Origin of the sequence: Streptomyces sp. NBC_01750 (assembly GCF_035918095.1) — a bacterium.
Taxonomy (GTDB): Bacteria; Actinomycetota; Actinomycetes; order Streptomycetales; family Streptomycetaceae; genus Streptomyces.
Genome location: NZ_CP109137.1, coordinates 5,332,447 through 5,350,801 on the forward strand (window position 1 = coordinate 5,332,447; position 18,355 = coordinate 5,350,801).

Sequence of the window (18,355 nt, forward strand, 5' to 3'; positions counted from 1 at the left end):
CCGCACCTCTCACCGAGGTGCGGGGACCGGCTTTATTCGTACGCGCTGTCGTAGGGCTGCGTTACGGTGCTGGGAGTTCGCTGAGAAACAAGGGGTGGGGTTCTATGAGCACGTCCGGATTCAGGCGCGCGGCCGTCTCGCTGGCGGCGGTCGCCGTGATCGCCGGAGCCGCGGGCTGCCAGGGCGGCAGCAGCAACGGCGGCGGAGGCGGGAAGAAGGCCGGGAGCGGGGGCGTGGCCGCGGTCAGCCCGATCGCCGCGCTGCGCGCCGCCGAGAAGAAGACCGAAGGAGCCAGCTCCGCCAAGGTCGACGGCACGATGGTGATGGGCTCTGCCATGTCCACGACGATGAGTGGTGCCCTGGACTGGGCCGACGGCGTGACCGGCACCATGGATATGCGGTACACCGGCGGCACCATGGCGGACGCCATGAAGCAGGCAGGTGGCGACGGGGCCGTGAAGGCCCGCTACCTGAGCGATGCGTACTACGCGAACCTGGGCGACGCCCTCGCCGCGCAGACCGGCGGCAAGCACTGGATCCGGTACGGCTACGCCGATCTGTCCAAGCTGATGGGCGCCTCCGGCGATGTCATGAAGGACCAGATGCAGAACGCCACTCCGGACAAGGGAGTGAAGGCTCTGCTCGCCTCGGGCGATGTGAAGAAGGTGGGCGAAGAGAAGGTGCGGGGCGTGTTGGCCACGCACTACTCCGGCACGGTCGACGTCGCGAAGCTGACGGAGAAGACCACCGCGCTCAGCCCCGACAAGCTGAGCGCCTTCAAGGAGCAGCTCAGCAAGGCAGGCGTCACGACCGAGAAGGTCGACATCTGGGTCGACAAGAACGATCTGCTGGTGAAGAAGTCCGAAAGCGGTCAGCTGAAGACCGGCGCGTTCAACTCGACGGTCTTCTACTCCGACTACGGCACCGCGGCCTCGGCCGAGGCTCCGCCGGCCTCCGACACCGTGGACTTCACCAAGCTCATGAAGCGGCAGGCGGGGGCCTCGTAAGCGCCGATTTGCCTGGCGCGGAACCCTTCGCGTACTCTTCCACAGAAGCCAAAGACCGCTGGTCGTTGCTGTGTCCTCGCAAGAGGGTGCAGTGACCGAAGGATCCGCTGACTGCGGACGTCCTGCGCAGGTGACTGTGGACAGTTCCCGGATTCACTCCGGTTGAGCTACGCCCCGTGCGCCTGCGCCGGGGCGTTTCGTTTTGTTCAGCCCCTTCTGAGCGGTCCTCATCACCCGGAAGGAGGCCGACGCTCTATGGCAAGGCCCGACAAGGCTGCCGCGGTAGCCGAGCTCGCGGACCAGTTCCGCAGCTCGAACGCCGCCGTGCTGACCGAGTACCGGGGTCTCACCGTGGCTCAGCTCAAGCAGCTGCGCCGTTCGCTCGGTGAGAACGCCCAGTACGCCGTGGTGAAGAACACGCTGACCAAGATTGCGGCCAACGAGGCCGGGATCAACACGCTCGACGACCTGTTCAACGGTCCGACAGCGGTTGCCTTCGTCACCGGTGACCCGGTGGAGTCGGCGAAGGGTCTTCGTGACTTCGCCAAGGACAACCCCAACCTCATCATCAAGGGCGGTGTCCTTGACGGTAAGGCGCTGTCCGCCGATGAGATCAAGAAGCTTGCGGACCTCGAGTCCCGCGAGGTTCTGCTCGCCAAGCTGGCGGGCGCCATGAAGGGCAAGCAGTCCCAGGCTGCCGCGCTCTTCCAGGCGCTTCCCTCGAAGTTCGTCCGCACCGCGGAGGCGCTTCGTGCCAAGAAGGCCGAGCAGGGCGGTGCCGAGTAATTCGGCTCGCGCATTGACCGTCGCCGCATAACGCGGCCGGTCGCAGCGGGCCGCTGTACGCCCGCCGACATATACATCCGGCACCTGCCGAATTAGTGGAAGGACCGCCATCATGGCGAAGCTCACCCAGGACGACCTGCTTGCGCAGTTCGAGGAGATGACCCTCATCGAGCTCTCTGAGTTCGTGAAGGCCTTCGAGGAGAAGTTCGACGTCACCGCCGCTGCCCCGGTCGCCGTTGCCGCTGGTGGCGCCGCTGCCGCCCCGGTCGAGGCCGAGGCCGAGCAGGACGAGTTCGACGTCATCCTCACCGGCGCCGGCGAGAAGAAGATCCAGGTGATCAAGGTCGTGCGCGAGCTGACCTCCCTGGGCCTGAAGGAGGCCAAGGACCTCGTCGACGGCACCCCGAAGCCGGTCCTCGAGAAGGTCGCCAAGGAGGCCGCTGAGAAGGCTGCCGAGTCCCTCAAGGCCGCCGGCGCCTCCGTCGAGGTCAAGTGACCTTCTGAGTCCCTGCCGCGCGCCGACAGGCGCATATACCGGCAACAGCCGGTTCCGCTGAGGGACCGCAAGGGGCACAGCGAAGGGCGATCACCCATCTGGGTGGTCGCCCTTCGGCGTTCCCGCGAGGCTTGCCGTGCATTTCCGTTTTGTGTGGGTATCGTGATCTTCGCCGTGCGCCCCTGACGCTGGTCAGTGACGATCCCAGCAGCCAGTTTGAGTGGGGGGGCCTTGACGAACCGCACGCAGCGCGCAATTCTCAGGACGCGTCGTCACAACGATCCGGATCCGAGGCATGGATCGACGACCGAACGGGCAGTATCGATGTGCGCCACATGGCGCGAGGGCTTGCCGCGGAGTTGAGAACAACGAGGGTCTCGAAAACCCGCACTGGACATCAGTGTGCCAAGTGGCTACACTGACCCTTTGCGCTGCCTGTTAACTGCCCCCTGCCCGTCACCAGGGGCATCCCCACGCACGAGCACCGTTGATTGAATCATCCCTGAACTGGGATTTCTATCTCCGTGCCCAGCATGGGACCGGTACGCGCGTAGTGAGTCCGAGCCCTCGGAAGGACCCCCTCTTGGCCGCCTCGCGCAACGCCTCGACCGCGAATACGAACAACGGCGCCAGCACCGCCCCGCTGCGCATCTCCTTTGCAAAGATCAAGGAGCCCCTCGAGGTTCCGAACCTCCTCGCGCTGCAGACCGAGAGCTTTGACTGGCTGCTCGGGAACGCCGCTTGGAAGGCTCGAGTCGAGGCGGCTCTGGACAGCGGACAAGATGTCCCCACCAAGTCCGGTCTTGAAGAGATCTTCGAGGAGATCTCGCCGATCGAGGACTTCTCCGGGTCGATGTCGCTTACTTTCCGCGACCACCGCTTCGAGCCTCCGAAGAACTCCATCGACGAGTGCAAGGAGCGCGACTTCACGTACGCTGCCCCGCTCTTCGTCACAGCCGAGTTCACCAACAACGAGACCGGCGAGATCAAGTCCCAGACGGTCTTCATGGGCGACTTCCCGCTCATGACCAACAAGGGCACCTTCGTCATCAACGGCACCGAGCGTGTCGTGGTGTCCCAGCTGGTCCGCTCGCCGGGTGTCTACTTCGACTCCAACATCGACAAGACGTCCGACAAGGACATCTTCACGGCCAAGATCATCCCGTCCCGGGGTGCCTGGCTCGAGATGGAGATCGACAAGCGCGACATGGTCGGTGTCCGCATCGACCGCAAGCGCAAGCAGTCCGTGACCGTCCTTCTCAAGGCTCTCGGTTGGACCACCGAGCAGATCCTCGAGGAGTTCGGCGAGTACGAGTCCATGCGCGCCACCCTGGAGAAGGACCACACCCAGGGCCAGGACGACGCGCTGCTCGACATCTACCGCAAGCTGCGTCCGGGCGAGCCCCCGACACGCGAGGCCGCTCAGACGCTGCTCGAGAACCTCTACTTCAACCCGAAGCGCTACGACCTCGCCAAGGTCGGCCGCTACAAGGTGAACAAGAAGCTCGGCGCGGATGAGCCGCTGGACGCCGGCGTGCTCACCACCGACGACGTCATCGCGACCATCAAGTACCTGGTCAAGCTGCACGCCGGTGAGACCGAGACGGTAGGCGAGAGCGGCACCCAGATCGTCGTCGAGACCGACGACATCGACCACTTCGGCAACCGTCGTCTGCGTAACGTCGGCGAGCTCATCCAGAACCAGGTCCGTACGGGTCTGGCTCGTATGGAGCGCGTCGTGCGTGAGCGCATGACGACCCAGGACGTCGAGGCGATCACGCCGCAGACCCTGATCAACATCCGGCCGGTCGTCGCCTCCATCAAGGAGTTCTTCGGCACCAGCCAGCTGTCGCAGTTCATGGACCAGAACAACCCGCTGTCGGGTCTCACCCACAAGCGCCGTCTGTCGGCGCTCGGCCCGGGTGGTCTCTCCCGTGAGCGGGCCGGCTTCGAGGTCCGTGACGTGCACCCGTCCCACTACGGCCGCATGTGCCCGATCGAGACCCCTGAAGGCCCGAACATCGGTCTGATCGGCTCGCTCGCCTCCTACGGCCGGGTCAACGCGTTCGGCTTCGTCGAGACGCCGTACCGCAAGGTCGTCGACGACCAGGTGACCGACGAGGTCGACTACCTGACCGCCGACGAGGAAGACCGGTTCGTCATCGCGCAGGCCAACGCCGCGCTGACCGACGACATGCGCTTCGCCGAAGCCCGTGTCCTGGTCCGCCGCCGTGGCGGCGAGGTCGACTACGTCCCGGGTTCCGACGTGGACTACATGGACGTCTCGCCGCGCCAGATGGTGTCGGTCGCGACCGCCATGATCCCGTTCCTCGAGCACGACGACGCCAACCGTGCCCTCATGGGCGCGAACATGATGCGCCAGGCCGTGCCGCTGATCACGTCCGAGGCGCCGCTGGTCGGCACCGGCATGGAGTACCGCTGTGCGGTCGACGCCGGCGACGTCATCAAGGCGGAGAAGGAAGGTGTTGTCCAGGAGGTCTCCGCGGACTACATCACCGTCGCCAACGACGACGGCACGTACACCACGTACCGCATCGCGAAGTTCTCCCGCTCCAACCAGGGCACCTCGGTCAACCAGAAGGTTGTCGTGGACGAGGGCGCCCGGGTGGTCGAGGGCCAGGTCCTCGCCGACGGTCCGGCCACCCAGCAGGGTGAGATGGCGCTCGGCAAGAACCTGCTGGTCGCCTTCATGCCGTGGGAGGGTCACAACTACGAGGACGCGATCATCCTGTCGCAGCGCCTCGTGCAGGACGACGTCCTCTCCTCGATCCACATCGAGGAGCACGAGGTCGACGCCCGTGACACCAAGCTCGGCCCGGAGGAGATCACCCGGGACATCCCGAACGTCTCCGAGGAGGTCCTCGCCGACCTCGACGAGCGCGGCATCATCCGTATCGGTGCCGAGGTCGTCGCCGGCGACATCCTGGTCGGCAAGGTCACGCCCAAGGGCGAGACCGAGCTGACCCCGGAGGAGCGACTGCTCCGCGCGATCTTCGGTGAGAAGGCGCGTGAGGTCCGTGACACCTCGCTGAAGGTGCCGCACGGCGAGACCGGCAAGATCATCGGCGTCCGCGTCTTCGACCGCGAGGAGGGCGACGAGCTGCCGCCGGGCGTGAACCAGCTGGTTCGCGTGTACGTCGCGCAGAAGCGCAAGATCACCGATGGTGACAAGCTCGCCGGCCGTCACGGCAACAAGGGCGTCATCTCGAAGATCCTGCCGATCGAGGACATGCCGTTCCTGGAGGACGGCACCCCGGTCGACATCATCCTCAACCCGCTGGGTGTCCCGTCCCGAATGAACCCGGGACAGGTCCTCGAGATCCACCTCGGCTGGCTCGCCAGCCAGGGCTGGAAGGTCGAGGGCAACGAGGAGTGGATGGAGCGGCTGAAGGCGATCGGCGCCGATGAGGTCGCCGGTGGCACCAACGTCGCAACGCCGGTCTTCGACGGCGCCCGCGAGGACGAGATCTCCGGTCTCTTCGAGTCCACGATCCCGAACCGCGACGGCAACCGGATGGTGCAGCCGTCCGGCAAGGCCAACCTGTTCGACGGCCGCTCCGGTGAGCCGTTCCCGGACCCGATCTCGATCGGGTACATGTACATCCTCAAGCTCCACCACCTGGTCGACGACAAGCTGCACGCCCGCTCGACCGGCCCGTACTCGATGATCACCCAGCAGCCGCTGGGCGGTAAGGCCCAGTTCGGTGGCCAGCGATTCGGTGAGATGGAGGTGTGGGCGCTGGAGGCTTACGGCGCCGCTTACGCCCTCCAGGAGCTTCTGACCATCAAGTCCGACGACGTCACCGGCCGCGTGAAGGTCTACGAGGCCATCGTCAAGGGCGAGAACATCCCCGAGCCCGGCATTCCCGAGTCCTTCAAGGTGCTCATCAAGGAAATGCAGTCGCTCTGCCTCAACGTGGAGGTGCTGTCCTCGGACGGCATGTCCATCGAGATGCGCGACACGGACGAGGACGTCTTCCGCGCTGCGGAAGAGCTCGGTATCGACCTGTCCCGGCGTGAGCCGAGCAGCGTCGAAGAGGTCTGACGGGTCTGGTCGGGACGTCCTCGTGAGGTCCCGACCCTGCCCCGGACCCGTACAGACCATGATTTAGCGCCCGATATCTCGCCTTACAGCGAGGGGCACGAACCCCTGAGAGGGATTGACGCATAGTGCTCGACGTCAACTTCTTCGACGAGCTGCGGATCGGCCTTGCGACCGCGGACGACATCCGACAGTGGTCCCACGGCGAGGTCAAGAAGCCGGAGACCATCAACTACCGCACGCTCAAGCCCGAGAAGGACGGACTCTTCTGCGAGAAGATCTTCGGTCCGACCCGGGACTGGGAGTGCTACTGCGGTAAGTACAAGCGTGTCCGCTTCAAGGGCATCATCTGTGAGCGCTGTGGCGTCGAGGTCACCCGCGCCAAGGTGCGCCGTGAGCGGATGGGCCACATTGAGCTGGCCGCGCCTGTTACCCATATCTGGTACTTCAAGGGCGTCCCGTCGCGCCTCGGCTACCTGCTCGACCTTGCGCCGAAGGACCTTGAGAAGGTCATCTACTTCGCCGCTTACATGATCACGTTCGTGGACGAGGAGCGCCGGACGCGCGATCTGCCCTCGCTGGAGGCCCATGTCTCCGTCGAGCGCCAGCAGGTCGAGAACCGCCGTGACGCCGACCTCGAGGCCCGCGCCAAGAAGCTCGAGACCGACCTGGCCGAGCTCGAGGCCGAGGGTGCCAAGGCCGATGTGCGCCGCAAGGTGCGCGAGGGCGCCGAGCGTGAGATGAAGCAGCTGCGTGACCGTGCGCAGCGCGAGATCGACCGTCTCGACGAGGTGTGGAGCCGCTTCAAGAACCTCAAGGTCCAGGACCTCGAGGGCGACGAGCTGCTCTACCGCGAGCTGCGTGACCGCTTCGGCACGTACTTCGACGGCTCGATGGGTGCCGCGGCGCTGCAGAAGCGCCTGGAGTCCTTCGACCTCGAGGAGGAGGCCGAGCGTCTCCGCGAGATCATCCGTACCGGCAAGGGCCAGAAGAAGACCCGTGCGCTCAAGCGCCTCAAGGTCGTCTCCGCGTTCCTGCAGACCAGCAACAGCCCCAAGGGCATGGTGCTGGACTGCGTGCCGGTCATCCCGCCGGACCTGCGTCCGATGGTGCAGCTGGACGGTGGCCGCTTCGCGACCTCCGACCTGAACGACCTGTACCGCCGTGTGATCAACCGCAACAACCGTCTCAAGCGTCTCCTTGACCTCGGTGCCCCCGAGATCATCGTGAACAACGAGAAGCGGATGCTGCAGGAGGCTGTCGACGCGCTGTTCGACAACGGCCGCCGCGGTCGCCCGGTGACCGGTCCCGGTAACCGCCCGCTGAAGTCCCTCAGCGACATGCTGAAGGGCAAGCAGGGGCGTTTCCGTCAGAACCTGCTCGGCAAGCGAGTCGACTACTCGGCCCGTTCCGTCATCGTCGTCGGCCCGCAGCTCAAGCTGCACCAGTGCGGTCTGCCGAAGGCCATGGCGCTGGAGCTCTTCAAGCCGTTCGTGATGAAGCGCCTGGTCGACCTCAACCACGCGCAGAACATCAAGTCGGCGAAGCGGATGGTCGAGCGCGGCCGCACGGTCGTGTACGACGTCCTCGAAGAGGTCATCGCCGAGCACCCGGTTCTGCTGAACCGTGCTCCTACGCTGCACCGCCTCGGCATCCAGGCCTTCGAGCCGCAGCTGGTCGAGGGCAAGGCCATCCAGATCCACCCGCTCGTCTGCACCGCGTTCAACGCGGACTTCGACGGTGACCAGATGGCCGTGCACCTGCCGCTCTCCGCGGAGGCGCAGGCCGAGGCCCGCATCCTGATGCTGTCCTCGAACAACATCCTGAAGCCGGCCGACGGCCGTCCGGTCACCATGCCGACCCAGGACATGGTGCTGGGCCTGTTCTTCCTCACGACCGACGAGGAAGAGCGCAAGGTCATCGGCGAGGGCCGGTCCTTCGGTTCCACGGCCGAGGCGATCATGGCATTCGACGCCCGCGAGCTCTCGCTCCAGGCGAAGGTCGACATCCGCTTCCCGGTGGGCACCATCCCGCCGCGCGGCTGGACCCCGCCGCAGGAAGAGGGCGACACCAGCAGCTCCGCCGCGGGCGAGTGGCAGCAGGGTGACAGCTTCCGGCTGCGTACGAGCCTGGGCCGCGCGCTCTTCAACGAGCTGCTGCCCGAGGACTACCCGTTCGTCGACTACTCGGTGGGCAAGAAGCAGCTCTCCGAGATCGTCAACGACCTCGCCGAGCGCTATCCCAAGGTCATCGTGGCGGCGACGCTCGACAACCTGAAGGCGGCCGGCTTCTACTGGGCGACCCGTTCCGGTGTCACCGTGGCCATCTCCGACGTCGTGGTCCCCGAGGCCAAGAAGGCGATCGTCGCGGGCTACGAGGCGCAGGACGAGAAGGTCCAGAAGCAGTACGAGCGCGGTCTGATCACCAAGGACGAGCGCACGCAGGAACTCATCGCGATCTGGACCAAGGCGACCAATGAGGTTGCCGAGGCGATGAACGCGAACTTCCCGAAGACGAACCCCATCTTCATGATGGTTGACTCGGGTGCCCGAGGAAACATGATGCAGATGCGTCAGATCGCCGGTATGCGTGGTCTGGTGTCGAACGCCAAGAACGAGACCATCCCGCGGCCCATCAAGGCGTCGTTCCGTGAGGGTCTCACCGTGCTGGAGTACTTCATCTCCACCCACGGTGCCCGTAAGGGTCTGGCGGACACCGCCCTGCGTACCGCCGACTCGGGTTACCTGACCCGTCGTCTGGTGGACGTCTCGCAGGACGTCATCATCCGCGAAGAGGACTGTGGCACCGACCGCGGCCTCAAGCTGCGGATCGCCGAGCGCGGCGCCGACGGTGTGCTGCGCAAGGCGGAGGACGTCGAGACGTCCGTGTACGCCCGCATGCTCGCCGAGGACGTCGTCGTCGACGGCAAGGTCATCGCGCCGGCCAATGTCGACCTGGGCGATGTGCTCATCGACGCGGTCGTCGCCGCGGGCGTCGAGGAGGTCAAGACCCGCTCGGTCCTGACCTGTGAGTCCGCGGTCGGCACCTGTGCGTACTGCTACGGCCGTTCGCTCGCCACCGGCAAGCTGGTGGACATCGGTGAGGCGGTCGGCATCATCGCCGCCCAGTCCATCGGTGAGCCCGGTACCCAGCTGACGATGCGTACCTTCCACACCGGTGGTGTGGCCGGTGACGACATCACCCAGGGTCTGCCCCGTGTCGTCGAGCTCTTCGAGGCTCGTACGCCCAAGGGTGTCGCCCCGATCTCGGAGGCGGCAGGCCGCGTCCGTATCGAGGAGACCGAGAAGACCAAGAAGCTCGTTGTCACCCCTGACGACGGCAGCGAAGAGACGCCGTTCCCGATCTCGAAGCGCGCCCGTCTGCTGGTGGGTGAGGGCGACCACGTCGAGGTGGGCCAGAAGCTCACCGTGGGTGCCACCAACCCGCACGACGTGCTGCGGATCCTCGGTCAGCGCGCGGTCCAGGTCCACCTGGTCGGCGAGGTCCAGAAGGTCTACAACTCGCAGGGTGTGTCGATCCACGACAAGCACATCGAGATCATCATCCGGCAGATGCTGCGCCGTGTGACGATCATCGAGTCCGGCGATGCCGAGCTGCTGCCCGGCGAGCTCGTGGAGCGCTCGAAGTTCGAGACCGAGAACCGTCGTGTGGTCACGGAAGGCGGCCACCCGGCCTCCGGCCGTCCGCAGCTGATGGGTATCACCAAGGCCTCGCTCGCCACCGAGTCGTGGCTGTCGGCGGCGTCCTTCCAGGAGACGACCAGGGTTCTGACCGACGCGGCGATCAACGCCAAGTCGGACTCCCTGATCGGCCTCAAGGAGAACGTCATCATCGGTAAGCTCATCCCGGCCGGTACGGGCCTGTCCCGCTACCGCAACATCCGGGTGGAGCCCACCGAGGAGGCCAAGGCCGCGATGTACTCGGCCGTCGGCTACGACGACATCGACTACTCGCCGTTCGGCACCGGCTCCGGCCAGGCCGTTCCGCTGGAGGACTACGACTACGGTCCGTACAACCAGTAGGCCAGTAGGCCAGTAGCAACGCCACAGGGCGGTCATCCTTCGCGGGATGGCCGCCCTGTTGGCGTGTCCCCGGCGGAGCGAGGATTTGGGTGTCCCCAGCGGGGCTAGGGTTCGGGGTATCCCCGGCGGAGCGAGGGATCGGGGGTATCCCCGGCGGAGCGAGGGTTTGGGGTATCCCCGGCGGAGCGAGGGTTTGGGGTATCCCCGGCGGAGCGAGGGGAAGTATGTTGCAGGCTGGTGTGTCCTGCGCGTGTGCATTTGTTTTGACCGGAGCCGATGCGGTAGGTACGCTCTGTCCTTGTGCCTGGGGTGTGCCTGGGCTCGTGTGCGTGTCCTCAACCGCACGGCGAGTTCGAAGAATGGCCACTGTGATCTGCGCTCTCTGCCCTTTGCGGGGGAGTCTGCAGCATTCGACACACCCGACCGCGTGGGTCGGCGACGTTCCAGGTTAGCTTCACTAACGGCACACAGAAACCGGAGAAGTAGTGCCTACGATCCAGCAGCTGGTCCGGAAGGGCCGGCAGGACAAGGTCGAGAAGAACAAGACGCCCGCGCTCGAGGGTTCCCCTCAGCGTCGTGGTGTCTGCACGCGTGTGTTCACGACCACCCCGAAGAAGCCGAACTCGGCGCTGCGGAAGGTCGCGCGTGTGCGTCTGACCTCCGGCATCGAGGTCACGGCCTACATTCCGGGTGAGGGACACAACCTGCAGGAGCACTCCATCGTGCTCGTGCGTGGTGGCCGTGTGAAGGACCTGCCGGGTGTTCGTTACAAGATCATCCGCGGTTCCCTCGACACCCAGGGTGTCAAGAACCGCAAGCAGGCCCGCAGCCGCTACGGCGCCAAGAAGGAGAAGTAAGAATGCCTCGTAAGGGCCCTGCCCCGAAGCGCCCGGTCATCATCGACCCGGTCTACGGTTCTCCTCTTGTCACGTCGCTGATCAACAAGATCCTGCTCAACGGCAAGCGTTCCACTGCCGAGCGGATCGTCTACGGCGCCATGGAAGGCCTCCGCGAGAAGACCGGCGCTGACCCGGTCATCACGCTGAAGCGCGCTCTCGAGAACGTCAAGCCGTCTCTCGAGGTCAAGTCCCGCCGTGTCGGTGGCGCCACTTACCAGGTGCCGATCGAGGTCAAGCCCGGTCGCGCCTCCACCCTCGCTCTCCGCTGGGTCGTGGGTTACTCCCGCGCCCGTCGCGAGAAGACCATGACCGAACGCCTCATGAACGAGCTGCTCGACGCCTCCAACGGCCTCGGCGCTGCGGTCAAGAAGCGTGAGGACACGCACAAGATGGCCGAGTCCAACAAGGCCTTCGCGCACTACCGCTGGTAGTCGCTACCCACATCGAGACCGAGAGAAGATTGAGCCTTATGGCCACCACTTCGCTTGACCTGGCCAAGGTCCGCAACATTGGGATCATGGCCCACATCGACGCGGGCAAGACGACGACCACCGAGCGCATCCTGTTTTACACCGGTGTGAGCTACAAGATCGGTGAGGTCCACGACGGCGCTGCCACGATGGACTGGATGGAGCAGGAGCAGGAGCGCGGCATTACGATCACGTCCGCCGCGACGACCTGTCACTGGCCGCTCGAGGACGTCGATCACACCATCAACATCATCGACACCCCGGGTCACGTCGACTTCACGGTCGAGGTGGAGCGTTCGCTCCGAGTGCTCGACGGTGCCGTCACGGTGTTCGACGGTGTCGCCGGCGTTGAGCCGCAGTCCGAGACTGTGTGGCGTCAGGCGGACCGCTACGGCGTTCCGCGTATCTGCTTCGTCAACAAGCTCGACCGCACCGGTGCCGAGTTCCACCGCTGTGTCGACATGATCGTGGACCGCCTCGGCGCGACCCCGATCGTGATGCAGCTGCCGATCGGTGCCGAGGCGGACTTCAAGGGCGTCATCGACCTGGTTCGTATGAAGGCTCTGGTCTGGTCCGCCGAGGCCACCAAGGGCGAGATGTACGACGTCGTCGACATCCCGGCCACGCACACCGAGGCTGCCGAGGAATGGCGCGGCAAGCTGCTCGAGGCCGTCTCGGAGAACGACGACCAGATGATGGAGCTGTACCTCGAGGGCGAAGAGCCCACCGAGGAGCAGCTCTACCAGGCGATCCGTCGTATCACCATCGCGTCCGGCAAGGGCGGCGGCACCACCGTCACCCCCGTCTTCTGCGGTACCGCGTTCAAGAACAAGGGCGTTCAGCCCCTGCTCGACGCGGTTGTGCGCTACCTCCCCTCCCCCCTGGACGTCGAAGGCATTGAGGGCCACGACGTCAAGGACCCGGAGAAGGTCATCACGCGCCGCCCGTCCGACGACGAGCCGCTGGCCGCCCTGGCCTTCAAGATCGCGAGCGACCCGCACCTGGGCAAGCTCACCTTCATCCGGGTCTACTCGGGTCGCCTGGAGTCCGGCACCGCTGTGCTGAACCCCACCAAGGGCAAGAAGGAGCGCATCGGCAAGATCTACCGTATGCACGCGAACAAGCGTGAGGAGATCGAGTCGGTGGGCGCCGGTGACATCGTCGCCGTCATGGGCCTGAAGCAGACCACCACTGGTGAGACGCTGTGCGACGACAAGAACGCGGTGATCCTGGAGTCCATGGACTTCCCGGCGCCGGTCATCCAGGTCGCGATCGAGCCCAAGTCCAAGGGTGACCAGGAGAAGCTGGGTGTTGCCATCCAGCGTCTCGCGGAGGAGGACCCCTCCTTCCAGGTCCACTCGGACGAGGAGACCGGCCAGACCATCATCGGTGGTATGGGTGAGCTTCACCTCGAGGTGCTCGTCGACCGCATGCGGCGCGAGTTCCGCGTCGAGGCGAACGTCGGCAAGCCGCAGGTCGCGTACCGCGAGACGATCCGCAAGGCCGTCGAGCGTATCGACTACACGCACAAGAAGCAGACCGGTGGTACCGGTCAGTTCGCGAAGGTGCAGATCGCGCTGGAGCCCATCGAGGGCGGCGACGCGACCTACGAGTTCGTGAACAAGGTCACCGGTGGCCGCATCCCCCGTGAGTACATCCCTTCGGTGGACGCGGGTGCGCAGGAAGCCATGCAGTTCGGCATCCTGGCCGGCTACGAGATGGTGGGCGTCCGCGTCACCCTTCTCGACGGTGGTTACCACGAGGTCGACTCCTCCGAACTCGCGTTCAAGATCGCTGGTTCGCAGGCGTTCAAGGAGGGTGCCCGCAAGGCGTCCCCCGTGCTCCTCGAGCCGATGATGGCCGTCGAGGTCACCACGCCCGAGGACTACATGGGCGATGTGATCGGCGACCTCAACTCCCGCCGTGGCCAGATCCAGGCCATGGACGAGCGCAGCGGTGCTCGCGTCGTGAAGGGCCTCGTGCCCCTCTCGGAGATGTTCGGCTACGTCGGAGACCTCCGCAGCAAGACCTCGGGTCGCGCAAGCTACTCGATGCAGTTCGACTCCTACGCCGAGGTTCCGCGGAACGTCGCCGAGGAGATCATCGCGAAGGCCAAGGGCGAGTAACTCTTCGGAGTTCACGCTTTAGGCTTGTCACCGGTGCCTGGACGGGCGTCCGGCGCAGAGCGAGAGCAATGCGGCGGACGCCCCCGGGCCCCGGCATCCCAGCAAAGATCACCTGGCGCCGATGAAGCAAGGCGTACAGAACCACTCCACAGGAGGACCCAGTGGCGAAGGCGAAGTTCGAGCGGACTAAGCCGCACGTCAACATCGGCACCATCGGTCACATTGACCACGGTAAGACGACCCTCACGGCCGCCATTACCAAGGTGCTGCATGACGCGTACCCGGACCTGAACGAGGCCTCGGCCTTCGACCAGATCGACAAGGCTCCTGAGGAGCGCCAGCGCGGTATCACCATCTCCATCGCGCACGTCGAGTACCAGACCGAGTCGCGTCACTACGCGCACGTCGACTGCCCCGGTCACGCGGACTACATCAAGAACATGATCACGGGTGCGGCGCAGATGGACGGCGCCATCCTCGTGGTCGCCGCCACCGACGGCCCGATGCCGCAGACCAAGGAGCACGTGCTCCTGGCCCGCCAGGTCGGCGTTCCGTACATCGTTGTCGCCCTGAACAAGGCCGACATGGTGGACGACGAGGAGATCCTGGAGCTCGTCGAGCTCGAGGTGCGTGAGCTCCTCTCCGAGTACGAGTTCCCGGGCGACGACCTGCCGGTCGTCAAGGTCTCGGCGCTCAAGGCGCTCGAGGGCGACGCCGAGTGGGGCCAGACCGTTCTCGACCTGATGAAGGCCGTTGACGAGTCCATCCCGCAGCCCGAGCGTGACGTCGACAAGCCGTTCCTGATGCCGATCGAGGACGTCTTCACGATCACCGGTCGTGGCACCGTCGTCACCGGTCGTATCGAGCGTGGCGTCCTCAAGGTCAACGAGACCGTCGACATCGTCGGTATCAAGACCGAGAAGACCACCACCACGGTCACCGGCATCGAGATGTTCCGCAAGCTGCTCGACGAGGGCCAGGCCGGTGAGAACGTCGGTCTGCTCCTCCGTGGCATCAAGCGCGAGGATGTCGAGCGCGGCCAGGTCATCATCAAGCCGGGTTCGGTTACGCCGCACACCAGCTTCGAGGCCCAGGCCTACATCCTGTCGAAGGACGAGGGTGGCCGTCACACCCCGTTCTTCAACAACTACCGCCCGCAGTTCTACTTCCGTACCACGGACGTGACCGGCGTGGTGACCCTCCCCGAGGGCACCGAGATGGTCATGCCGGGCGACAACACCGTCATGACCGTCGAGCTGATCCAGCCCGTCGCCATGGAGGAGGGCCTCAAGTTCGCCATCCGTGAGGGTGGCCGGACCGTCGGCGCCGGCCAGGTCACCAAGATCAACAAGTAATTGCTGATCTGACCTGGTTGCTCCCCGGAGCATCAGCAAGGGCCCCGCACCACTGGTGCGGGGCCCTTCGCGTTGCGTTGCCGCCCGCGAGGCCGTGGCTAGCCGGCGGTTCCCGCCTCGGGCGACCAGGTCCAGGGGTGAGCGTCCGCTCCCAGGCCCACGACGGTGGCACCCGAGCCGCCCAGGTGCAGAGCCGGTGTGTCCAGCGACGGCAGTGTGCCCTTCCTGTGGGTCAACACCCTTCCCGCGACCCGCAGTTGGAGCTGCCCGTCGAGGTCCTTGCCGAGGAGTACCGGTCCGTGCGGGGCCGCCGCCGCGCTCACCGGACCGTAGCCGTCGAAGCGGACGCCGGGGGTGCGGACGCCGTCGGGGCGTACGGATGTCAGCGCGGGGGAGGCCGTCCCGGGGCCCCCGGACTTCGTGACACGCTCCACGCGGTACAGCAGCTCCACGGTGCCGTTCCGGCCGGCCACCGCGGTGGGACTGTCCACGGGGACCGGCAGCGGCCCGGCGGGCTGGTGGGTGAGCGGCTGTCCCGGCGCGTCCTGTGTCCAGTGGTGCACGCTGTCGTGCCCGGCACCGAAGACATGTACGCGCCCGGTCCCGTCCACCACCGTGGACAGTCCGTCCTGAATCTCGCCGCCCTGAAGGTCTTCCCAGCGGTCCCAGCGGCCCTCCGTGTCGCGGATCCGTGTGCTGATGCCCTGGTCCGCGTTGCGTACGAAGAGATGGACGCGGCCGTCGGGGGCCGTGACCGCCACCGGCACGCCGATCCGCCGGCCCCGGTCGTCGCCGCGCTCCGGATTGCCCAGCCCCTGCCACGGCAGGAAGGGGCCGCCCGCGGAACGCTGTTCCAGCAGCACGATCTCCCTGCTGTTGGCGCCGCCGCGGCCGCCGAGAGCCGAGAAGCGCAGCCCGAAGAGCAGCTGCCGACCGTCCTTCAGCGTCGCCGCGCCGAGCGTCGGCGCGAGCGGACCACCGCCGAGGTCGTCCGGGTCGCCCCAGCGACCGCTGCCGCGCTCGCTCTCGAGCCAGCGCACCGCGCGCAGCCCCAGTACTCCGTAGGCGGCGAGCCTGCCGTCGGGCTGCGCGGCGACCGCCGGGCGCGCGCCCGGGTAGCGGTAGTGGGTGGAGCGCACCCAGCCCTTCTTGTTGGTCAGCGGACGCTTGCCGCCGACGTTGTAGTCGCCGCAGCCCGCGGCATTGCCGCACTTCCAGTCGGGGGCGCCGCCGTACGGGACCAGATTGGCGGCCTTGTGCCTGAGCACGCTCTCCGGCAGGTTCTTGGGCCAGTGGCGGTTGTAGTAACCGCGGAACGACGTGGCGACGAAGGCGGGCACCCGGCCGCCCTCCTGGGTCGCCTCGGCCACCCAGCGCACCAGGGCGGCCCAGCTGAAGGAGGCCACCGCGGTGTGGTCCGCATGGTCCGAGTAGCCGCGCTGCTCGCTGTCCTTCTTGCGGGTCGCCTCGTCGCTGTGCTGGATGTCCGGGTCGGGGTCCAGGGTCTGCACGACCGTGGGCCGGTAGCGGTCCAGCAGCCCCACGAGTACGTCGATGAGCTGGTCGTAGTCGTACGTGCCCGGCTTGCGCACGGTGGAGTCGTCGGCGATGACGGTCGGGAGATTCTGCTCCCGGTCCTTCCACAGGGCGGGCAGGCCCATGCGGCCGCCGCGCGTGGTGTGCATCGCGAGGTTGAGGAAGATCAGCTCGACCCGGCGGGAGCCGTTGGCAAGAGTGTTTATCTCGGCGCGCCGGTCGCCACGCAGCGTGGCGACGCCCTGCTGCCAGTCGGTGAACCTGGGCAGCCCGAGCAGTGTCGCGTACGCCTGCCGCAGCCCCTGGTGGCGTGCGGAGGAGTACGCCCTCTTGTCGGCGGTCGGTTGCGGCCGGCCGGGCGCCTTGTTGACGCCGTCCGCCTCGCCGGCGGTGACATACACGCAGACCAGCGGAATCCCGGCGTCCAGCATCCGCTGGGTGTCGGGGTTCATGAAGTACAGATCGTCGTCCGGGTGGGCCAGGATCTGCATCAGCTGCGCCCGCCGGGAGGTGGAGATCGGCATGCCCGGCGCGGGGTCGGCCGTCGGAGCGGCGCGCCGCGGTGCGGGCACGGAACACGAGCTGAGGGCCGCCGCCACGGCGACAACGGCTGTGGCGGCGAGCACATTTCGTCTGCTCGGGCCGGTGAAACGCGCGGCAGCCTTCCCCAGGGCATGCGCGATCTGCATCTGTCTGCTCCGTCCGCTCCGCTCGCAGCGGGCAAACGGGCCCCCCGTGCTGCGTACCGTTAATCTCAGATGATGGCGGAGGGGCTGGTCAGAGCCGGTCCGCGCTCAACTAGACGGCGTTTCGACACGCAAGGTTGCCTGGGCGTCGGCTGCTTGTGGGTGCGGAGCGGGCCGGTGGGGTACGCTCTCCGGCTGCGATTGGCCAGGGCTCTGCCCCATATGGCACACTAGCCAGGTTGCTCGGTTGAGTGCCGATGCTGCGCGCCTCCCGTCGGGAGGACCGGAAGCGAGTCCCACAGTACTCGTCGCCCCATCTGCCGTAAGGCAGCGCTGAGGCGGACGTACGGGAATCTTTCGGGAAGTGTCAGCGGGGTGCAAACCAGGCACCCGGTGGGAGTTTTCCCCCGGCTCGCGGTCTCAGGCCCGCACCCCTTGGCTGGGAAATCCTTCGGGAGATCTTCGTAGAGGGAATGCGACACGCCCGACCGCGTGGGTCGGAGAGAACGGCGCTTGCAATGAGCGCAGCCCTCGGGTTCCAGAGCGTTTCGAGAGACAGGACTACTAGTAGCCATGGCGGGACAGAAGATCCGCATCCGGCTCAAGGCCTACGACCATGAGGTCATCGACTCCTCGGCGAAGAAGATCGTCGAGACGGTGACCCGCACTGGTGCGTCGGTCGCGGGCCCGGTGCCGCTGCCCACTGAGAAGAACGTGTACTGCGTCATCAAGTCGCCGCACAAGTACAAGGACTCGCGCGAGCACTTCGAGATGCGCACGCACAAGCGCCTGATCGACATTCTCGACCCGACGCCCAAGACCGTTGACTCGTTGATGCGCCTGGACCTTCCGGCCGGCGTTGACATCGAGATCAAGCTCTGAGAGGCG

General features: G+C 66.2%; 11 protein-coding genes. 10 read left to right on the forward strand and 1 reads right to left on the reverse strand.

Annotation, left to right across the window (positions count from 1 at the left end):
- Positions 1 to 104 precede the first annotated feature (104 nt).
- The 9 genes from OG966_RS24245 (at position 105) to tuf (ending at position 15,245) form a co-directional block, all read left to right on the forward strand.
- Complete coding sequence (locus tag OG966_RS24245) at positions 105 to 1,007, forward strand: hypothetical protein (protein ID WP_326651934.1); 903 nt, start codon at positions 105 to 107, stop codon at positions 1,005 to 1,007.
- A 255-nt stretch (positions 1,008 to 1,262) separates the two neighbouring features.
- Entirely contained in the window at positions 1,263 to 1,793 is a 531-nt protein-coding gene (gene rplJ / locus OG966_RS24250) for a 50S ribosomal protein L10 (protein WP_326651935.1), read from the forward strand.
- 112 nt (positions 1,794 to 1,905) lie between these two features.
- Positions 1,906 to 2,289, forward strand: coding sequence for a 50S ribosomal protein L7/L12 (rplL, locus tag OG966_RS24255; RefSeq protein WP_326651936.1), 384 nt, complete (start codon positions 1,906 to 1,908; stop codon positions 2,287 to 2,289).
- A gap of 583 nt (positions 2,290 to 2,872) precedes the next feature.
- On the forward strand, positions 2,873 to 6,355 hold the full coding sequence (gene rpoB / locus OG966_RS24260; protein WP_326651937.1) for a DNA-directed RNA polymerase subunit beta: 3,483 nt from the start codon (positions 2,873 to 2,875) through the stop codon (positions 6,353 to 6,355).
- Positions 6,356 to 6,480: 125 nt separating this feature from the next.
- On the forward strand, positions 6,481 to 10,395 hold the full coding sequence (locus tag OG966_RS24265) for a DNA-directed RNA polymerase subunit beta' (protein WP_326651938.1): 3,915 nt from the start codon (positions 6,481 to 6,483) through the stop codon (positions 10,393 to 10,395).
- Between the two features lie 485 nt (positions 10,396 to 10,880).
- On the forward strand, positions 10,881 to 11,252 hold the full coding sequence (gene rpsL, locus OG966_RS24270) for a 30S ribosomal protein S12 (RefSeq protein ID WP_003948652.1): 372 nt from the start codon (positions 10,881 to 10,883) through the stop codon (positions 11,250 to 11,252).
- Between the two features lie 2 nt (positions 11,253 to 11,254).
- A complete protein-coding gene (gene rpsG, locus OG966_RS24275; protein WP_262006819.1) occupies positions 11,255 to 11,725 on the forward strand; it encodes a 30S ribosomal protein S7 in 471 nt (156 codons plus the stop codon).
- 38 nt (positions 11,726 to 11,763) lie between these two features.
- Positions 11,764 to 13,890, forward strand: coding sequence for an elongation factor G (gene fusA, locus OG966_RS24280; protein ID WP_326651941.1), 2,127 nt, complete (start codon positions 11,764 to 11,766; stop codon positions 13,888 to 13,890).
- 161 nt (positions 13,891 to 14,051) lie between these two features.
- A complete protein-coding gene (gene tuf, locus OG966_RS24285) occupies positions 14,052 to 15,245 on the forward strand; it encodes an elongation factor Tu (protein WP_030351429.1) in 1,194 nt (397 codons plus the stop codon).
- Positions 15,246 to 15,343: 98 nt separating this feature from the next.
- On the opposite strand, the gene OG966_RS24290 is transcribed toward tuf, so the two are convergent.
- Positions 15,344 to 17,470, reverse strand: a complete 2,127-nt coding sequence (locus tag OG966_RS24290) for a PIG-L family deacetylase (RefSeq protein ID WP_326651943.1) — start codon at positions 17,468 to 17,470, stop codon at positions 15,344 to 15,346.
- 570 nt (positions 17,471 to 18,040) lie between these two features.
- On the opposite strand from OG966_RS24290, the gene rpsJ reads away from it, so the two are divergent.
- On the forward strand, positions 18,041 to 18,349 hold the full coding sequence (gene rpsJ, locus OG966_RS24295; protein ID WP_003948644.1) for a 30S ribosomal protein S10: 309 nt from the start codon (positions 18,041 to 18,043) through the stop codon (positions 18,347 to 18,349).
- Positions 18,350 to 18,355: the final 6 nt, after the last annotated feature.